We start from the raw sequence: 17,749 nt of genomic DNA, 5'->3' as shown, positions 1-17,749 counted from the left end.
CAAACTTCATTGTAAATATATACAAGCCATCATTCCACGTCTCATTTTATTATTATCTACTTATGGCATTGCTTTTCTTTGAGATACGATTGCGGTAATCCAGTCGAATACCTGTTAACCATTGCAAAAATGCTGTCACGCCCATCTTTACTGTTTCTGGACGTAGGTCCCCCTCCTTTGGATCTGCGAAGACAAAGTCAATATGGCGGACCCCTTCATTTTCTCCAATGAGCTTTAGAATATCAAATAATTCATAGGCCGTTAATCCACCAGGTGTTGCTGCAGGTACATCTGGGGCAAATGCGATGTCGAGTGCATCCAAATCTACAGAAACATAAATACGATCCACCTCATACATAAGCTGACGGAGCATTTCGCGAATCGTTAATTGAATGCCATCACGGCGCATTTGCTTTAACGTAATCATATGAATTCCTTGTTCTTTCGCGTAGTGAATCATTTCTGGTGAATTAAAAAAGCCGTGTAATCCGACATTATAAACATGTTTCCCCTCTACAACGCCTGCTGCAATGAGCTTCTGTATCGGAGAATCCATGGCTAAACCAATTTCCTCCTGATTGCGGGCATCCAAATGCGTATCAATTTGAATAATCCCTATTCGATCCTTTGGAAAAGCATTCTTTATACCTCTTAGAGAGCAAGATGTAATCGCGTGATCTCCACCTATAAGACAGGTAAAGCTTTTAGAATATGCGGTGCTTAAGCTTTCTGCCGCAGCTTCTACAGCTGACTCCGAAAGCATTCTATCCGCCTCGTGAATAGCCACATCGCCTACATCAACGACTGCCAACGAGCGCAAATCTACTTGCTCATCTAAATTATAAGATTGAAAGCTTGGCCAAGCCTTTCGAAATGCTGTTGGATACAGTGCTTTTTCGGAGGGTTTACTAGCATACGATAATAAAGCACCGTACAAAATAATATCTACATCACTTGGAAGCGGATTTTCTTTTTGCTTAATCCATTGATGCATAGCCGAACCATTTTCTTGCTTATACTGCCATTCTGGTTGAATAAACATTTAACCGACCACCTTCAATTCATTTTTTTATAACTATCAACTATTCACATGACAAACGTTTTGTCATCCCCGACTTTTGGTGATGAGCCAAATCGAAGTCAATTGCCCTATGTAATTTATTGTTCACTGAAATATACCTAGTGAATTTATCTTCCACAATAATAGTACCATTAGTACATACAATTTCGTCAAAGCTCGGTATTTTCCCTCTTAATTTCCGAAAAATTCTCCATATGTGGATTTGAAAGAAAGATGGACCAGAAAGTTATACGTTTACAACAAAGTTGCACCGTTTTCACCTCATCTATATTAGTTTTTTACATGGAAATAATAGGATAACAGAAGTCGGATGTAGAAATAAATTAACAGTTAATGAAATTTATGGATGTTTAAGGAAGTTTACTATACAAGAGGGCAAACGTATTCTATGGTTGATATTTTGTTGGAAGCAGCAGAATCAATGAAGAATCTTGATGAATGCGAGATATATCCATCGAATTTTTATTAAGCTAACGAAAGTAAATGGTTACAGGAAGGATTGATTTAATGAGTTATAAAAATACTTTTATTAAAATTTCAGAGGATTCGGAAGTTAATTCGGCTATTACACCTCTCCCAAGAAATAACAAACCTACTATAGCTTCGATCGAATATGACTTAATCAGTAATAACCCTTACAAATATACTCAGGAAGATGTACAATTTCAAACTTATTTGATTAAAAACCAAATTAAATCAGATCCATTAGATGAATTAAGAGAACATTTTCTCCAAAAACCTAAAGCATGTTTTAGAGCTTCTCCATTAGTAAAGAAATATGGGTGGGGCATACACTACAATGATGAAGGAAAACTTGCAATATATGATGTTAATAGTGAAGTGTATGAGCAATTTCTCAATTCAGATAATGTCACTTTATTAAAAGGTATGCGTTCTAAACGTAGCGGAAAATAACGACTCTTTTATCTTCATTGAGATCATTATGCCTCGGCATAATTTTATCCGGAATCGAACTCGAAACCTCAATATATAAGGGAAGAATCTATTTTGATTAAGCTTTATTACAAGCAAACCATTCTCCATTTACCCCAATAAAAAAGTAGCGAACTAGGTAATCTTCTAGTTTGCTACTTTTTGGGGCTTCTTCACCCCACTGATTATTAGTCTTCACTAATCGGGCTTTTGCGGGATATACTTTGACAAAGCTCTGCGACCTCGTGCATCGTATAGCTTTGAAAGTCATATTGATTACGTAATGCCTGATAATACTGTAAAAGTTCCTCAAGCATAGCTAAATTTTTTTCAATGTTCTTGCCAAAATTATGAGGGTGCCACCATAAATGATAAAAAGCTTTAGATCTTGCAGCTGCATGCATGCCCTCTTTAATACGTTTAATCTTTAAGCCTTCAAAAAATCGTAATGGACTACAATAAGGTCTTAAAAATGCACTTGAACGAATGTTAATAAAGGAATCCATTTGCATTTCTTCAATCGTTACAAGATGATTTCCTGTTACATTAACATAGGTATCCAGCCATTTTTTTGCACCTAATAGTCGACTTTTTTTCGTGAATTTTTGAGGATCGTATAACGGATGTTTTTCATTTCCTCGATAACATACAAACCCTACTTCCTGACATGCTGAGAAATATGCTTCGTTCACTTGATTACGCGGAAATACAATCGATTTCATCGGTGCGATATTTTCTTCACAAATCATGGCAGTAGCATGTAAATCTGCACGAAAATTTTCTTCCGTTTGTCCATTTTCTAAACAGTAAAAATGTGAAAACGTATGACTTCCTATTTCTTGATGTGGCGTACATTTAATTTTCTCAATTAAAGATTTACCGAAATGTAAGAGATCCTCCTGCTCATTTTCTCCTACTTCTGCAAGTTGTGTATGCGCTGCGTAGCGCATATTTTTATATTTTATTGGGATACCTCTTAAATAGTGAGCCATTTCTGCTTTTGTATCTGCAAACAATAGACCCACCGTTGCCCAAGTCGCATGAATGCCATATTGTTCAAACAACTCTAGTATTTTAGGCAATGCTTCACGTACGCCATATAAATTTTTATTGTATTGTCCGTACTTAAATACATCGTGGACACCCCAATTTAGCTCAAAATCCAATGATATAACAAGACCTCCACGATTTACCTCAATTACTACTTCCTCCATTTTTGCACGCCCAGTAACAGTGCACGTATTTTTGATTGGGAAATGTAGCCAGAGTATACGTCGACGGCTTGGCCACCGAAGCCTAGTTTAAACGCACGAACATTTTGGTCATCTGTCAGCTTCCCCATATCATATAAAACAAAGCCTTGCTCTTTTAAATGCAATAAATTGTGCCACAGTAAGAATCGATTTGCATAACGTATTGGTCTTTTTAAATGTTCTGGCATTGTTTGTGAATGACAAGTCGCTACATAATAGGACATCGCTTTTTGAGCGTAAACAATATCGAGTCTATAACATAGTGTTTGTCCACAAATACTGCGAATCTCAGACAACCATAGCGCTCCTTTATTTTTTAAGAGCGTTATAGCTTCCATTTGTGACTTACTAATTAGCTCGAGTTTTTTCCTTTTTGCAAAGTTATTATAAAACTGTTGAAAGGCTCGTAAATTTTCATCTGATGGTTCTTTATAAATAAAAACTTGATAGGACTCTTTTTGTGCACGACGAAGTATTTTTCGATTACTCTCTGAAAGAGCAAGATACAATGATGATTCACTATCTGTAAGGTGAATATGAACCGTTTCACTTTTAACAAGCTTACGGCTCGGTACAAGTGAATTTGTATATCCAACAACCTTCATTGATTTTCTAACATTTGCTGGCTTCTCTACAAAATAAAAATGCTGCATTGCGATATTCCATCGCTTACTTTTAATGGACAGAATGAACATCGCCCCCACTCTCTGTGTATTTTTCTACATGATTTCGCTCATATCGAGCACATTTAAAATGTTTCATTCGAGAAATACGTTTATAGCCTAGCTGCAATAATCGTTTACGCTTTCGCCATTGCCAAAAGCTTGCAGTAACCCAAAGTGTTTGTGCAGGTTTCATTTTTTGGAAAAAGGCTGTAATAATATCGATATTTTTATAAGCATCATAGGTTAAAAAATATGTCTGCTTTGGCAATGCTTCAACAATTTGCAATTCATCTACACGCCAGTTCATTGCATGTAACGCAAACGCAGGCTTATTCGTTTCTGCAAAAGAATCTTTATAAATGGTGTATCCCTTATAAAATAAAGAAATAACCTCTTCCTCATCGAGTTGCATCGCCTCCTGTATCGACAACTCCTCAAACAAATCTCCAACAGGTCGATGCGGTGTAACACTATATGACGGGGATAATTCATACAAATCCACTTGCTTAAAACGAATAAATTTTTCTACGAATAGTTGTCCATATTCTAGCCAATCTTTTACTTTTCCATACTTTACTAAGTAACGAAATTGACCTAGTGTATTGCGTTTCCATTCAACAACACGATGATTGCCTTTTAAAAATTCCTTTATTCGTTCCTTCAGTGTAAAACGACTTGCCAATAGCTTTGCACGCTTCGTCCCACTGCTTACGAGCATACGCCTTGTAAAATCAATATTAGAGCGCCAATCAAACTTATACGGCTCATAGCCAATACTCATATCGAACAAGTTATAGTTTTCAGAATAAGTTCGCTTGATTGTTTCCTGATTTATTAATCTACCTGGCCCAAATATATTAAATGTCGGCTCATGTGCCAGTGCGTAAGTTACATACCGTCCACGGCAGCAAATTCCGTAGGTGAAGGCAATCCATTGGTCTTCAAAAACAAGTGCATCTACCTCTACTTGTAATGCCTCCCCTTTAAGGAGCGTTAACCGTTCGAAAAAATCCTTTTTCTTACCTTTCGTAAAATCACTTGTGTCTATCTTTTTTGCCCATCGTCGATCAAATAATCTAAACATTTGCCACAGCTCGTCCTGCGAAGGTATTTTCCTCGTTAATGAGCCTAAATTACGCAGCTTCCGTTCTCTTCTATCTACACCATGTATTTTTCTACGTTGTTTGAAATAGTTAGGGAAATCTACATCGTGAAAGGCAAGATACGGTGTCACTACACGAAAAATACTAGGCCGTAACTGCCTTTCAACAAAATATTGCTCAATGACCTTTGTAGAGTCTTTGCTTTCCAATAATCCATGAAACGAAAATAGTAGATGTTTATACTTTTCAATAAGCTGATCAAACACAAAGGTTGTAGCGGGCAACAGCCATTCTTTTTTTGCTACAACCCCTGAATAATTTGCAATATTTTCTCCCGCAAAGGCGTAAATTCGTACTCCCCATCGAAGTCGAACTAAGAAGGGAAAAAAGGCAATGATAGTACCATTTTCTTCAACAGCATAGAGCTCAACACGCTCTCTTCGCCCAACAATTTGCCACCAGTTATAAAACCAAGCAAATTCTATAAATGGATTATCATTGACCTCCTCAGCTAAAATTCCATCCCAAATATCCTTGTACCACATAAGCTCATCATCAGTTCGAATGCGAATTAATTGCAAATTAATCACCTTTCTTAGCCGACTTTATTACAGCCTGTTCATAGACAAATAGAGTTTTCTGATACATTGGTAGAAACGTAAAATTCCTTAAAAAGCGCCGTTCACTTGTGTCCCCCATTTTTTGACGTAAGCTCTCATCCATTAACAATTGTTTAAGCCTTTTCTTTAGTCGTTCTTTATCATCTCGATTAATTAGAAATCCATTCTCATTATCAGACACTAACTCATTGACGCCACCTACATTCGTAGCGATAATTGGAAGCCCCGCTCGCATTGCTTCAATAATGGAAATCGGTAAGCCCTCCCAATCTGATAACAAGACAAATAAATGACTTTCCTCAAGTAAAGATGTGACATCTAATTGATTGCCCAAAAATGAGACACGATCCGTTAAGCCTTTATCGGCAACAAATTTTTCTAAACTAGGACGAAGTGAGCCATCACCTATCAATTGCAGGCGCCAAGGTAAATCAGAAAGCTCCGCTAAAGTCTCCAGCAATAAATCCTGTCTTTTCGGCACTTCAAAACGAGCAACCATCACAATTAATGGATGCTCCTCATTCTCTTTAGTAGGTGCTATTTGCTTTTCTATTTGGTCGATGCCATTATGAATTGTCATCATTTTATGAGCAGGAGCAATTTTTTTTGTTAATGCTAGCTTGCGATCATATTCAGATACCGTAATAATCTTAGCTGTTAACGGCTGAACCGATTTTTCCATTCGACTATACATTCTCTTTTTGTTATGAGGTACGCCTTCTGTAAAACTCCAGCTATGGGCAGTAAAAACAGTCGGAATACGTAATAGTTTTCCTACTACACGACCGATTGCACCTGCCTTTGATGAATGTGCTGCAATAATATCTGGTTGTATTTTTTTTAATGTAGCTCTTAATCGCCAAAAGGTTTGTAAATCCTTTTTTAGGTGAATCGCTCGCTGCATGACTGGGATACTGATCACATCGATTTTTTCTTCTTGAAAGCTCCACAGTGATGGATCATAAGGACCAGTTACAATAGTTACCTCATGTGCATCTTGCTTTAACTTTATAGCAAGTGCCTCCACATGCTTTTGCGCTCCGCCAATCTTATCCATACGTGTAATAAGCTGAACGATCTTCAGTACCTAACACTCCTTAATTTTTAATAAGCACCTGTTCTCGCTAACACTACGTAAAGTGTTTTGATAATAATTTTAAAATCCATCCAAAAGGAATGATTATCAACGTATTCTAGGTCATATGAAATTTTTTGTCCGTGAGAAATATTAGATCGGCCGTTAATTTGAGCAAGCCCTGTTAAACCTGGCTTTACTTCCAAACGTCGTGCCTGTAAAGTGTTATAAGCATTTGTGATGGTTGGCACTTCTGGTCGTGGTCCAACAATACTCATATCTCCCTTTAAGACATTAATGAGCTGTGGAATTTCATCAATACTTAACTTTCGAAGAACGGCCCCAACCTTCGTGATTCGTACATCCTGTTCAGTTTTAAAAAAATAATCATCCGGAATTCCATCTGCACACATAGTAGGCATATTCACCGGAACTGCCTGTATGGTCATTGTCCGTAGCTTCCAAATAACAAAGCGCTGATGATCCTGTCCAGTACGGATTTGTTTAAAAAAAACAGGACGGCCGGTGCTAATAAGTAAAACGAGGAATACTACTAACATAAGAGGAATGGTAATGAAAAGTAATAGGAGTGCCCCCGCAATATCAAAAATTCTTTTCCCGTACTGACTATAAAGTTTAATAGTCTGAGCTGACTGCTCGTGCAACACATCATCCTTTGCATTTTTTTAGCACTTAACTCTATATATTCATTTGGGACATTTATAGAACTCTTTTAAGCAGTATTCCACTATAAAAAATATAAAAAAGGAGTTATTTCAAAATTATTTTTGAATAACTCCTAACATTATTATATTCAGCCATTAATGGAGATGTTCCTTTTTAACCTTGTACAATTTGCACATCGCATGTAATTTGAACATTTCCTTTTAACGCCTTACTAATCATACACGTTTGTTCTGCTTTCTCAGCTAGTCGACCAATTCTTTTTTGTTCTCGATCAGTTAAATTTTGTACAACAATCCTTGGCTTATGTACGATTCTCTCATAAGTAAAGACCCCATTCGTGACATCAACAAAACCTTCAGCTTGCATAGACAAATCCAACACAGCAATCTTCGAATTTTCAAGTAACGTAGCCAATGTAATCAAATAACAGGTTGCTGCCGCTCCGAGCAGCATTTCATCAGGATTTGTCCCAATCCCTGGGCCATTCATTTCTTTAGGAATAGAAATTTTCGTATTTAGATTGTCTGCAACAATACTCCCCGTCCCATTTCTCCCCTCCGACCATTGTAAATTCATATTAAATAAATGTTGAACCATAATTAAATCCTCCTTTTTATTTTGTAGTTATGAGTTAGAACGGTTACCTGGCGACCTGAGCAGTTCTGCGCTCTACCCGATCAGTTTTCGGGGCTACCCGATCAATTTTCGGGGCTACCTGATCAGTTTTCGGGACTACCCGATCAGTTTTCGGGGCTAACCGATCAGTTTTCGGAGCTACCCGATCAGTTTTCGGAGCTACCCGATCAGTTTTCGGAGCTACCCGATCAGTTTTCGGAGCTAACCGATCAGTTTTCGGGGCTACCCGATCAGTTTTCGGGGCTACCCGATCAGTTTTCGGAGCTACCCGATCAGTTTTCGGAGCTACCCGATCAGTTTTCGGAGCTACCCGATCAGTTTTCGGAGCTACCCGATTAGTTTTCGGGCTACCCGTCCAACTCTACGGAATTAACCCCAACGTTATGACGATGAGGCATTTACCATAAAAAGCAATTAGTACTTACAAAATTAAATAATACTTTAATTTTACCATTTTAAAATTTAAGAGATTGATTGCTTATATAGTTAAGCAACACCTTTCTTCCCATGGCTATAGTATTATCAGGGCAATAATGAAACATCCAAAATTTAAGAAAAACAGGAAAACTGATTTTATGGTAGAATAGAAAAAACAATTCTTTAGGAGATTTTAAAAATGATTTTAACAAAGCAACAAGCAATACAAGCACTTAAAAAGAACAAATTTATCGGTTTTACTATTAAAACAGGAAATATTATTATTAAAAAAATGAATAAAACCGATTATAATATTTTCGTATTTGAAGAGGGCAAAGATAAACCAGTGCGCTATGTCGGCTCTATTATGAACGTGATGTCGACAATGAGTGACAAAGCTTCTAATAAAGATTTTGTCATTGTGGAGACTCTAAATAATCAAGAGGCTAAATCTGTAGAGAAAGATGAAGTCAAAGAAGTAGCTGAGTCTGTAGAGAAAAATGAAACGAAAGAAGCTGCTAAGCCTGTAGAAAAAGATGAAGTCAAAAAAGCAAAGAAAGAAAAAGCGGAAAAAACAGCTGACATCGATGAAGAAAGACGTGCCATTTCAGGTTATGAAGGCTTATATGATGTTACAGCGAGCGGTCGAATCATTACAGTGCGTGAAAATCGTCCATTAGCTCGATGCAACGATGAATATGGTTTCCATATTGTTCGTCTAACAAAAGAAGGTACTGCTTCAAGTCACAATGTATTTGAGCTTTGGAAACAGGCATTCCCAGAATTTGAACAAACTAACTTTAAAGGTGCCTTAAAAGCGAAATATGGTACAGGCTGCAAGCTAAGCGATAAACCAGGAATACACTTTTAATCATAATGAATCCCCAGCGTCATTGCTTTGACGCTGGGGATTTTTAAATAAACAAAAGTTAGGATGCTAATTAGATGTTCAATATTTTTCCCTTGTTATTGAAGATATCTATGTTACGGGTTTGTCATTATTCGTTTATTGACCTTCAACTTTATCTCAAAACCATTCGAAATACTCTTTAGACATTTAGCATGGTCGATTCTTCCTTATTAACTACATTTGCCATATGCGTTGTAGCAATATAGCTTAATGTCATACCAGGTCCTAATGTTGCACCTGGTCCTGGATAGGTTTCACCCATTATAGAGGCTGAACAATTCCCTGACGCATACAACCCTTCTATTGGCGTACCGTCTGCCTTTACAACGCGAGCATGCTCATCCACCACTAGGCCCCCCTTAGTTCCGATATCTCCCGGATATAAACAAAGTGCATAAAATGGTGCATTTTTAAGCTCTGCTAGGTTCGGATTCTTCAATGTAGGATCTCCATAATAATTATCATAGGCACTATCTCCTCGGTGGAAATCTTCATCACGACCATTACGAGCAAAGGCATTGAAGCGCCCTACAGTTTCCACTAAGTTTTCTGGGGGAACATTCATTTGCTCTGCAAGCTCTTCAAGTGTTTGTGCGCTTTTCACTATGCCGTTATCAAACCAACTTTTTGGAAAAGCTTGACCTGGAAATAGTCCTGTGAAAATGTAACGACTTTTTGCCGTTGCATCGATCAATATCCAAGAAGGTATAGCGTTGTTTGTTTTTTGATGGTGAATATGCATATTGTCTACAAATTCATGATAAGGTGCCGCTTCATTTAAATAACGTTTCCCAGCACTATCCACAACCATCATATTAGGAACTCCGCGGTCTGCAACAAGGAAGAAAGGTTGCCCTTGTGGATCAATAACAGAGGGTGCTCCCCATACTTTATCCATTAAATCTAGTGTCGCCCCTATTTTCACACTTGGCTCGATAATATCTCCCGTTTGTCCTTCTGGTGTAGAAGTCCATTTTGCGTCTGTTGGTGCAGGCAAATATTTTTCACGATATGCTTGATTATGCGAAAAACCACCTGAAGAAAGAACTACCCCACGCTTTGCCTCGATACGCATCTCCTGTCTATCTCGTTCAACTATGATACCAGTCACCCGATTATTTTCAACGATAAAATCTTTAAATGCAGTTGAGACCCACAGCTCTCCGTTCGCTTCTGCAAGTGACATCCGTAAACGAGCTATTAGTGCTTCCCCTAATGCAACAGGCAAACTTCCTGTAACTTTTGACTTCACTAATCGTACGCCTAATTTTAACGCAGTTGTTTTCCCCTTTGTTGTGCGCCTAATCATATTTACCTTATGAAATTCAAAGCTATTCATCGTAAAGCCTTTAGTAGACAATATTGAACGACGCATCGTATCTACTAATGTCCCCATTTTCTTTAAATCAAAAATAAGTGGCTCAATTGACCGTCCTTGAGGAAAGCCACCTGGTTTTTCAGGATAATAATCTGAATATCCTTTAGCATACTGGAAACGCATATGCCTAGTATGATTATTTAAAAACTTTAACATTTCTGGTCCTCGTTTAATATAAGCTTCCTTTAAAGCCTCTGGTACACGATCACCAATGGTTGAATCTAAGTATAAACGCGCTAATTTATGTGTATCAGGAACACCCTCACCCTTAATCACATGATTATTTGGAATCCATAGTGCTCCGCCAGACAAGGCAGATGCCCCACCATAACGCTCTGTCTTTTCAATGACTAATGATTTCATACCCTGTAGCTTTGCTGTCAGACCTGCTGTTAACCCCGCTGCCCCTGAACCTACGACTACAACATCATAACTCGCATCCCATTTCATACTTACATTCCTCACCTTCATTAGTAGTTACTAAATCAATGAATCTGGTATTACTATTAAAGAGTATAAAATTTAACCAATATTCAGTCAATTTAACACCTCCGTAATTTGAGGTTGATGTCTATTCCGTTTCGATTTCTAAAACTTACGATTATCATATTCGTTTCTACTTTGCATATATTTTTAAAACAGCTTAAAGAATATATAGGGTGGAGGAATTTTGCAGTTGAGTGCAATGATACTTGGTGGTTTTCTTTTCTTAAGTGCTAGTATAGGAGGAGCCCTAGCTTGGGTATTCTCTAAGCTATTTCAGCATACAACCCATGGATTATCATTATTATGTGGTGGATTTTTAGTTGGCTTACTTGTAGTAGATGTCATTCCTTCTTCTTTTCAAATATACAAATCATTTGGCCTTTTACTTGGAATTTTAATGGGCTATTTAATGTTTCAAATACTTAATAGTTTATTTCACGCTTCCCATACACAAAATCCCTCTGTATCATTACTCGCTATCGCTATAATTATCCACACTATTCCGATGAGTCTTACTGTCGGACAGCTACTAGGGAATGCCGCATTAAGTATTGCAATAACAGCTTCCATTATTCTACATCATCTACCAGAAGGCTTTGCTCTTTCAACAGCATTATTATCGCAAGGAGAAAGGCTATGGAGACTCTTTGCTTATTTTATAGCTTTTTCGATTTTCTTTAGTATTTTTATACAGATCGGCCAATATTGGGAGTTATCTAATAAGGCACAAGGAGTACTAATGGGCATATCGATTGGCTTAATCGCAACCGCAAGTATTTCAGAATTTATTTTGCATCATATTCGTTCAGTATCTCGAAAATCCTTTATAGCATATATTTTATTAGGTTATTTATTAAGTCACGTATTTCATATGCTGGTCGAATAAAAAAGCAATCCACCCAATATTTGTGGATTGCTTCTTTTTAACTTGTTTTAGCGGATGTCCAAACAGCACAAAGCCGATTCCAGACGCTATTATGCCGAGGCATAATTGATTTACTTATCTTCACCAACTAACATTAATGTTAGTGTTAAGATTTTAGAGAACTGTGCTCGAGTAAGATTGCCTTTTGGATTAAATTGACCGTTAGCTCCATCAATCACACCTAATTGCTTTAATAACCCGATTGATTCAACAGTTTCCTTACGCATTTGGTTTTTGTCTGTAAATGGGTTATTTTTGCTAACCTTACTTACATCAAAGTCCATTCCTTCTAAGTATCTTGCTGTTACAAATGCCATTTCCTCACGTGTAACAGGTTTATATGGCTCAAAATTAACTCCATCAAAAATATCGATTAAGCCATACTCCTCTAAAATCGCTACTTCCTTTGCACCCGGGAAGTTCGCCAAATCTTTATATGTAGCAGGACCTTCATAATCTTCCTTCACATCTAATCCTGAAGCATGGAAAACCATGGTAGCTAATTGTCCGCGTGTTACTTGTCCATTTGGATTAAATGTTGTAGCAGATGTACCATTAATAATGTTTGTTTGGAACAATAATTGGATATAGCCCTCTGCCCAATGCCCAATAGTATCCGTGAAGTAACCACCTGGTTTTAACTCAAAATCATTTTCTTGAATTGATCCTACAAAAGCATTCAAATCCTCATCAGCTAAAGCTTGCCATTTTCCTTCAGCATAAACTTCCGCCTTAAATGCATTTCCAGATGGAGTAAATCTCATTTGGATGGAGTCACCGAAAAGCTCTTTAAATTCTTTTTGTTCTTGTGCACTCATTTCAGTAGTTTTCAATAGAGCTTGTAACGATAGCTTTAATGTAATATTATTTTTCGTCGTTACTAAAGTCATTTCTTTATCATCGTATGCTAATTTAGAGATTACTAGTGTTTTATAAAGATCTTGGTAAGTCATTGATTGCGCTTGTTTTGTCGCTGCAACTACCTGTTTTGGATGGATAAAGCTAGCAACATCTACGTTTTCTTGTGCATTTGCTTGTAACCCAAAACCTCCTGTAAAACATGCAATACTAAGTGCGCTAGCTAAAACTGTCTTCTTCATATTCTTTCCCCTTTCAATTCATAAATTCAGTGTACTAAAACAACTGTTAGTAAATCTATAAAAATATGGGAATAATTCAAAATTATAAAAAAGTCCTATTTTTCACAACGTAAAAAATTACTAAATATCCATAGAAATCCAGGAGGTATATTACATAATTTCTACAATGCATTAAATGTTTTTTTCAATAAATTCAACGAAATGTACCATTATTCTTCGCTTAGAATAAATGTCATATCATAAATATGCTTTATGTGTAGTTTTATTTATGTAGAAAAATTAGTAAATCTGTTCATACTTTAGTAGGTATAAAGTATATAGTAGCCAACACCAATTCATACTCTTTAAGTTGAAATAATCAAGGGATCTTCTGTGTGCGGGAAAAAATTCAATGCCGATTGTAGTTCTATATATTAAAATATTCGATATATGGAAGATTTCTACTAAAGAAAGGAGTTTCAGTACTTGGTAAATACACTTGTAAATATATTCGTCCTTATAACTCTAGTCAGTATCGTTATGGCAGTTATTTTTCTTCTTCTTGCAGTGTTCAATTTCATAAAGATGGATCGAATCAAAGCACTAAAAATGTTAAAATTAACCTCGATTCCCATTATCATTATGATTTTTTGTATGATAGGCTATTGGGATATTTCACCTGAAGATAAATCAAATAAAGCAGAAGTGGATATTTCACATGAAGAAAAACCAGTAGCTAAAGTTGAGTCAGCAGAAGACGTAACTTGGCAGGATAAAGTAAAAGAGGTTGCTTCTCTTAACAGCCCCCCTTCTAAAAAGTTTGATACAATTGAAGCATACGCTAAGAAGTATCCCGCTACAAAGGCTGAAATCAAAGAATTCGAGGATTACATTATAGCCGAATATAAAAATAAAAAGTAATTAGCAGACGTAAAAGATGATGAATATATGTTAGGAAATATTTTCAAGGCATATGTAGTGAATAGATACTACGGAGAAGAAGAAACGCCTATCAACGATTTTGTCTTTGGGTTTTATCAAAATTCTAATTATACTTTTAAGGGACTCGAATCCACTAATAGTAATGCAATAAAATATAATGAACGCCAAATGGATAAAGCATTAGCAGCCATTGAAAATTAAATGTCACTCTCTCGGGTGACGTTTTTTTATGTTATACGGCCATACTTGAACTAGTTATGCTTTTGAAGAAAATCAATTCAGCATTGAATTCTTTATATCATTATAACAATTGAGGCTTTTATTTGATTTTTCAATATCGAAAGCAGTAGTATGGAGTTGTAATAAGGGATACAGTACATATCCATACAATTATATTAATGTAACAATTTCAAAGGAGGAATTTGGGATGAATTATCAAAATATTACGGTTGCAGGTAGTGGTGTTCTAGGTAGTCAAATTGCTTATCAATCAGCTTTTAAAGGTTTTAATGTAACGGTATACGATATTAATGATGAGGCATTAACAAATGCACAAGACCGTATCACAAAATTAAAACCGTTATATCAACAAGATTTAGGAGCGACTCAAGAAGAAGTTGATGCTGCATATGCACGTCTATCATTTAAAAGTGATTTATCAGATGCGGTTGCAAATGCTGATCTTGTGATTGAGGCAATTCCTGAAGTTGTTAAAATTAAAACAGAATTTTATACAAACCTTGGCAAAGTTGCCCCTACAAAAACAATCTTTGCAACAAACTCATCAACGTTATTACCAAGCCAATTTGCAGAAGCAACTGGTCGTCCAGAGAAGTTTTTAGCGCTTCACTTTGCAAATACGATTTGGAAAAACAACACAGCCGAAATTATGAAACACCCAGGCACTGATATGAAAGTGTTCGATGAAGTGGTAGAATTTGCACGTGCAATCGGCATGGTTCCACTTCCATTATATAAAGAACAACCAGGCTATATTTTAAACACATTACTAGTTCCATTTTTAGATGCTGCTGAATCACTATTAGTAAAAGAAGTGGCAGACCCAGAAACAATCGATAAAACATGGATGATCGGAACAGGCGCACCACTAGGTCCATTCGCTATCCTTGACATTGTCGGTATTAATACTGCTTTCAACATTGTAGAAGCAAAAGCCGCTGCTACTGGTGATGAAAACATGAATAAACTAGCTAACCTCTTAAAAACAGAGTATATCGAAAAAGGCAAACTTGGCCGCGCAACAGGTGAAGGTTTTTATAAATATCCAAATCCAAACTTTGCAAAACCTGATTTCCTAAAAGGTTAATCAATCAATAAAACGATGTACATAGTATCTTTGCTATGTACATCGTTTTTTTTGAGGTGTCGACATTGGTTGCAATTTGAAGTGATCGGGTAGCTACTTAATCTGCTCGGGTTGACCTTAAAAATAATCAGGTAGGGCCCCAATCTGATCGCGTTGGCCTTGAATGTGATCAGGTAGGGCATCAATCTGATCGGGTTGGCCTTGAATGTGATCAGGTAGGGCATCAATCTGCTCGGGTTGGCCTTGAATGTGATCAGGTGGCGCATCAATCTGCTCGGGTTGGCCTTGAATGTGATCAGGTAGGGCATCAATCTGATCGGGTTGGCCTTGAATGTGATCAGGTAGTCCCCCAATCTGATCGGGTTGGCCTTGAATGTGATCAGGTAGTCCCCCAATCTGATCGGGTTGGCCTTGAATGTGATCAGGTAGTACCTCAAAGTGATCAGCTATTATCTCGACTGATCAGGTTCGCCAAGAACTTAATTAGGTTTCCAGCTCGGGCCACCTTCACGAGAAAAAGTCCCAAAAGCTAGGTGCATCCTGAAACTTTACCGTTTCAAGCTTTTCTATAATTTTTAGTTTAATTTCTTGTTCCAAGTCTTCCCTTTCTTGATAGTCTGTATTGTGTAAACAATGTTTAATTTTAGGTATGAAATTCTCTATAATTGTTAGCGTCTCTTCGTTATGTTGATTTTCGAAATTTGCCATTAGTCATTCCTCCTTTTTTCTGAGTGTATTATTGAGTTTATTTAAAGCCTTCCTGTGAAGGTTTGATATATTTTGGGGTGTTGTTTGTAATGTTTGAGCGATTTCTTTTATAGAAAGCTCTTTTACATAAATCATCTCTAAAATTTGAAGCTGTTTCTCCGTTAGTTTTTGTAGGGACTTTAAAAGCTGTTCATCCTCAATATTGTCCAACAACCCTTCCCCAACTATATTATCAAGCTCTATTTCATTGCTTGCATCTACTATGAGCTCTTTTGCAGTCTTGCCATCCTTTTCTGATAAGCCCTTATCTAATATTAATAAAGAGCGATTTTGCAGCCGTCTTCTTTTTTTATCAAAATCTAAGCTAAAAAAATAAATTAAATTACTGACATATTTGGTCTTCCTAACATTTTTATAGTGAGATTGAAAAGATTCATCAACGCGTTTCTTATTAATATCAGTTGGATATAAAATTGCTTTTTGCACCAAATAAAGATTTTGGGAATCCGACAAAAAGCTTTTTATAATTGGATTGTTAACCTGCTCATTATTTCTATAGAAGAATTCCTCTATTTTTTGATTATCTTTCTCCATTTAATAACCCCTCCTATATCCGCCCTCTTTCTATATAAAGTGAATGTTGTATCTATATTATAAACCAAAAATAAGAACAAATGTTCTTATTTAGAAATAAAAAATCACCTTTATATGCAAAAAGGTGATTTAACTTAGCTTTATTGGTATTAAATGGATGAATAAAACAGCAGTTTTTCTTGCATTTTTAGCAATGAAACCATCACAAAATTATTTTTAACTGTGAGGTTGTTTTTATTAAAGAAGGATTCTCTTTACATATTACAGTATATAGCCAAGGCAATTTGATCTCCGATTCGGATCTGAGGAGCACCTTATATATTTTGGAGTAAGAAGGAGTGTGATTTACATCATGACACCGGAAAATGTGCCAATGTGGATAAGCTTAATAGGAAATTTTGGGTTCCCAATTGCCATAACAGTCTATCTGTTCATTCGATTTGAAAGGAAAATCGATAAATTAGAAACTACCATCAAGGAGTTATCTGAAGTTATAAAATATCAGAAATACAAAAAAAACCTGTAATCCACATGTTGTAAAGCGAGAGAAATCCAATCATTTTACACCCGCTGAAAAAAGTTAAATTTCAATGTTACCAAGATGTAAATTATTGCAAAACTTTATCAATTCTGTATGATTGTAATTAATAGGAGGGGAGATTTATGATAGCCTACAAGAGAATTGCTGTACTATATTTTCTTATTATGTTCCTCAGTATTTTTATTGCTACACAGGCGAACAGTATAATAGCTGGTGTGTTGGTTCTTGCTTTTTTGTATTGGTTGTTTATTGGTTTTCCTTATTTATTACAAGAAAAGGCGAAGTTTTTCGAGATATGTTGGAGTTGGTTAACAAAAGGTGGAAGAATAGGTCCTAGAAATTAAAGATTTATCTAACAAATTCACTGAATATTCTAATGATAAACGGGT

19 protein-coding genes are annotated in these 17,749 nt (G+C 36.4%); 8 read left to right on the top strand and 11 right to left on the bottom strand.

The genetic code is table 11. The features are described 5' to 3' along the window. Nucleotides 1-52: 52 nt before the first annotated feature. Complete coding sequence (locus tag ACFVT8_RS16585) at nucleotides 53-1,042, bottom strand: agmatinase family protein (protein ID WP_387083599.1); 990 nt, start codon at nucleotides 1,040-1,042, stop codon at nucleotides 53-55. A gap of 546 nt (nucleotides 1,043-1,588) precedes the next feature. On the opposite strand from ACFVT8_RS16585, the gene ACFVT8_RS16580 reads away from it, so the two are divergent. Then, entirely contained in the window at nucleotides 1,589-1,996 is a 408-nt protein-coding gene (locus ACFVT8_RS16580) for a DUF6157 family protein (RefSeq protein WP_387083598.1), read from the top strand. Nucleotides 1,997-2,202: 206 nt separating this feature from the next. Here the strand turns inward: ACFVT8_RS16580 and ACFVT8_RS16575 are convergent, their stop codons facing one another. The 6 genes from ACFVT8_RS16575 to ACFVT8_RS16550 all read right to left on the bottom strand — a co-directional run bounded on the left by ACFVT8_RS16575 (nucleotide 2,203) and on the right by ACFVT8_RS16550 (nucleotide 8,014). After that, nucleotides 2,203-3,228, bottom strand: a complete 1,026-nt coding sequence (locus tag ACFVT8_RS16575) for a polysaccharide deacetylase family protein (protein WP_387083597.1) — start codon at nucleotides 3,226-3,228, stop codon at nucleotides 2,203-2,205. After that, entirely contained in the window at nucleotides 3,216-3,962 is a 747-nt protein-coding gene (locus tag ACFVT8_RS16570; RefSeq protein WP_387083596.1) for a hypothetical protein, read from the bottom strand. The genes ACFVT8_RS16575 and ACFVT8_RS16570 overlap by 13 nt, the downstream gene beginning before the upstream one ends. Beyond that, nucleotides 3,943-5,625 carry a GNAT family N-acetyltransferase gene (locus ACFVT8_RS16565; protein WP_387083595.1) on the bottom strand — a complete coding sequence of 561 codons (1,683 nt, stop codon included), beginning with the start codon at nucleotides 5,623-5,625 and terminating at the stop codon, nucleotides 3,943-3,945. Before ACFVT8_RS16565 ends, ACFVT8_RS16570 begins: the two co-directional genes overlap by 20 nt. Continuing rightward, entirely contained in the window at nucleotides 5,618-6,712 is a 1,095-nt protein-coding gene (locus ACFVT8_RS16560) for a glycosyltransferase family 4 protein (RefSeq protein ID WP_387083594.1), read from the bottom strand. The genes ACFVT8_RS16565 and ACFVT8_RS16560 overlap by 8 nt, the downstream gene beginning before the upstream one ends. Before the next feature lie 47 nt (nucleotides 6,713-6,759). Next, nucleotides 6,760-7,398 carry a sugar transferase gene (locus ACFVT8_RS16555; protein ID WP_387083593.1) on the bottom strand — a complete coding sequence of 213 codons (639 nt, stop codon included), beginning with the start codon at nucleotides 7,396-7,398 and terminating at the stop codon, nucleotides 6,760-6,762. A gap of 172 nt (nucleotides 7,399-7,570) precedes the next feature. Beyond that, entirely contained in the window at nucleotides 7,571-8,014 is a 444-nt protein-coding gene (locus ACFVT8_RS16550; RefSeq protein ID WP_387083592.1) for an SACOL1771 family peroxiredoxin, read from the bottom strand. A gap of 655 nt (nucleotides 8,015-8,669) precedes the next feature. Between ACFVT8_RS16550 and ACFVT8_RS16545 the strand changes: the two genes are divergently transcribed. Continuing rightward, nucleotides 8,670-9,341, top strand: a complete 672-nt coding sequence (locus ACFVT8_RS16545; protein WP_387083591.1) for an NUMOD4 domain-containing protein — start codon at nucleotides 8,670-8,672, stop codon at nucleotides 9,339-9,341. Nucleotides 9,342-9,519: 178 nt separating this feature from the next. Here ACFVT8_RS16545 and ACFVT8_RS16540 read toward each other — a convergent pair whose 3' ends face one another. Continuing rightward, complete coding sequence (locus ACFVT8_RS16540; protein ID WP_387083590.1) at nucleotides 9,520-11,208, bottom strand: FAD-binding protein; 1,689 nt, start codon at nucleotides 11,206-11,208, stop codon at nucleotides 9,520-9,522. A gap of 235 nt (nucleotides 11,209-11,443) precedes the next feature. Here ACFVT8_RS16540 and ACFVT8_RS16535 point away from each other — a divergent pair, with 235 nt between their 5' ends. Next, nucleotides 11,444-12,130 carry a ZIP family metal transporter gene (locus ACFVT8_RS16535; protein ID WP_387083708.1) on the top strand — a complete coding sequence of 229 codons (687 nt, stop codon included), beginning with the start codon at nucleotides 11,444-11,446 and terminating at the stop codon, nucleotides 12,128-12,130. Nucleotides 12,131-12,240: 110 nt separating this feature from the next. Here the strand turns inward: ACFVT8_RS16535 and ACFVT8_RS16530 are convergent, their stop codons facing one another. Then, nucleotides 12,241-13,269, bottom strand: a complete 1,029-nt coding sequence (locus tag ACFVT8_RS16530) for an S-layer homology domain-containing protein (RefSeq protein WP_387083589.1) — start codon at nucleotides 13,267-13,269, stop codon at nucleotides 12,241-12,243. Between the two features lie 465 nt (nucleotides 13,270-13,734). Here ACFVT8_RS16530 and ACFVT8_RS16525 point away from each other — a divergent pair, with 465 nt between their 5' ends. The 3 genes from ACFVT8_RS16525 to ACFVT8_RS16515 all read left to right on the top strand — a co-directional run bounded on the left by ACFVT8_RS16525 (nucleotide 13,735) and on the right by ACFVT8_RS16515 (nucleotide 15,517). Then, nucleotides 13,735-14,169 (top strand): hypothetical protein, encoded by a 435-nt coding sequence (locus ACFVT8_RS16525; protein ID WP_387083588.1) that lies wholly within the window; start codon nucleotides 13,735-13,737, stop codon nucleotides 14,167-14,169. A gap of 27 nt (nucleotides 14,170-14,196) precedes the next feature. Continuing rightward, nucleotides 14,197-14,391: a hypothetical protein gene (locus ACFVT8_RS16520; RefSeq protein WP_387083587.1), complete on the top strand. Its 195-nt coding sequence runs from the start codon at nucleotides 14,197-14,199 to the stop codon at nucleotides 14,389-14,391. A gap of 226 nt (nucleotides 14,392-14,617) precedes the next feature. After that, complete coding sequence (locus ACFVT8_RS16515) at nucleotides 14,618-15,517, top strand: 3-hydroxyacyl-CoA dehydrogenase (protein ID WP_387083586.1); 900 nt, start codon at nucleotides 14,618-14,620, stop codon at nucleotides 15,515-15,517. 507 nt (nucleotides 15,518-16,024) lie between these two features. Here ACFVT8_RS16515 and ACFVT8_RS16510 read toward each other — a convergent pair. Together ACFVT8_RS16510 and ACFVT8_RS16505 are read right to left on the bottom strand one after the other, a co-directional pair. After that, the gene (locus tag ACFVT8_RS16510; protein WP_387083585.1) at nucleotides 16,025-16,225 is read right to left on the bottom strand and encodes a hypothetical protein; all 201 of its coding nucleotides are present in this window, start codon (nucleotides 16,223-16,225) and stop codon (nucleotides 16,025-16,027) included. Between the two features lie 3 nt (nucleotides 16,226-16,228). Further along, nucleotides 16,229-16,819, bottom strand: a complete 591-nt coding sequence (locus tag ACFVT8_RS16505; protein WP_387083584.1) for a sigma-70 family RNA polymerase sigma factor — start codon at nucleotides 16,817-16,819, stop codon at nucleotides 16,229-16,231. 352 nt (nucleotides 16,820-17,171) lie between these two features. Here ACFVT8_RS16505 and ACFVT8_RS16500 point away from each other — a divergent pair, with 352 nt between their 5' ends. Together ACFVT8_RS16500 and ACFVT8_RS16495 are read left to right on the top strand one after the other, a co-directional pair. Then, nucleotides 17,172-17,345: a YvrJ family protein gene (locus ACFVT8_RS16500; protein WP_387083583.1), complete on the top strand. Its 174-nt coding sequence runs from the start codon at nucleotides 17,172-17,174 to the stop codon at nucleotides 17,343-17,345. Between the two features lie 137 nt (nucleotides 17,346-17,482). Continuing rightward, nucleotides 17,483-17,704 (top strand): hypothetical protein, encoded by a 222-nt coding sequence (locus tag ACFVT8_RS16495; RefSeq protein WP_387083582.1) that lies wholly within the window; start codon nucleotides 17,483-17,485, stop codon nucleotides 17,702-17,704. Nucleotides 17,705-17,749: the final 45 nt, after the last annotated feature.

The sequence above is a fragment of the Lysinibacillus sp. NPDC058147 genome (assembly GCF_042884205.1).
GTDB lineage: Bacteria > Bacillota > Bacilli > Bacillales_A > Planococcaceae > Lysinibacillus.
The sequence above is the reverse complement of the archived record's forward strand: the minus strand, read 5'-3'. Positions and strand labels throughout refer to the sequence as shown.

Coding starts and splice junctions, on each gene's coding strand:
- ACFVT8_RS16505 (WP_387083584.1), bottom strand. CDS start 16,819: ATGGAGAAAGATAATCAAAAAATAGAGGAATTCTTCTATAGAAATAAT.
- ACFVT8_RS16580 (WP_387083598.1), top strand. CDS start 1,589: ATGAGTTATAAAAATACTTTTATTAAAATTTCAGAGGATTCGGAAGTT.
- ACFVT8_RS16510 (WP_387083585.1), bottom strand. CDS start 16,225: ATGGCAAATTTCGAAAATCAACATAACGAAGAGACGCTAACAATTATA.
- ACFVT8_RS16520 (WP_387083587.1), top strand. CDS start 14,197: ATGTTAGGAAATATTTTCAAGGCATATGTAGTGAATAGATACTACGGA.
- ACFVT8_RS16500 (WP_387083583.1), top strand. CDS start 17,172: ATGACACCGGAAAATGTGCCAATGTGGATAAGCTTAATAGGAAATTTT.
- ACFVT8_RS16585 (WP_387083599.1), bottom strand. CDS start 1,042: ATGTTTATTCAACCAGAATGGCAGTATAAGCAAGAAAATGGTTCGGCT.
- ACFVT8_RS16575 (WP_387083597.1), bottom strand. CDS start 3,228: ATGGAGGAAGTAGTAATTGAGGTAAATCGTGGAGGTCTTGTTATATCA.
- ACFVT8_RS16515 (WP_387083586.1), top strand. CDS start 14,618: ATGAATTATCAAAATATTACGGTTGCAGGTAGTGGTGTTCTAGGTAGT.
- ACFVT8_RS16570 (WP_387083596.1), bottom strand. CDS start 3,962: ATGTTCATTCTGTCCATTAAAAGTAAGCGATGGAATATCGCAATGCAG.
- ACFVT8_RS16495 (WP_387083582.1), top strand. CDS start 17,483: ATGATAGCCTACAAGAGAATTGCTGTACTATATTTTCTTATTATGTTC.
- ACFVT8_RS16545 (WP_387083591.1), top strand. CDS start 8,670: ATGATTTTAACAAAGCAACAAGCAATACAAGCACTTAAAAAGAACAAA.
- ACFVT8_RS16550 (WP_387083592.1), bottom strand. CDS start 8,014: ATGGTTCAACATTTATTTAATATGAATTTACAATGGTCGGAGGGGAGA.
- ACFVT8_RS16540 (WP_387083590.1), bottom strand. CDS start 11,208: ATGAAATGGGATGCGAGTTATGATGTTGTAGTCGTAGGTTCAGGGGCA.
- ACFVT8_RS16535 (WP_387083708.1), top strand. CDS start 11,444: ATGATACTTGGTGGTTTTCTTTTCTTAAGTGCTAGTATAGGAGGAGCC.
- ACFVT8_RS16560 (WP_387083594.1), bottom strand. CDS start 6,712: ATGGATAAGATTGGCGGAGCGCAAAAGCATGTGGAGGCACTTGCTATA.
- ACFVT8_RS16530 (WP_387083589.1), bottom strand. CDS start 13,269: ATGAAGAAGACAGTTTTAGCTAGCGCACTTAGTATTGCATGTTTTACA.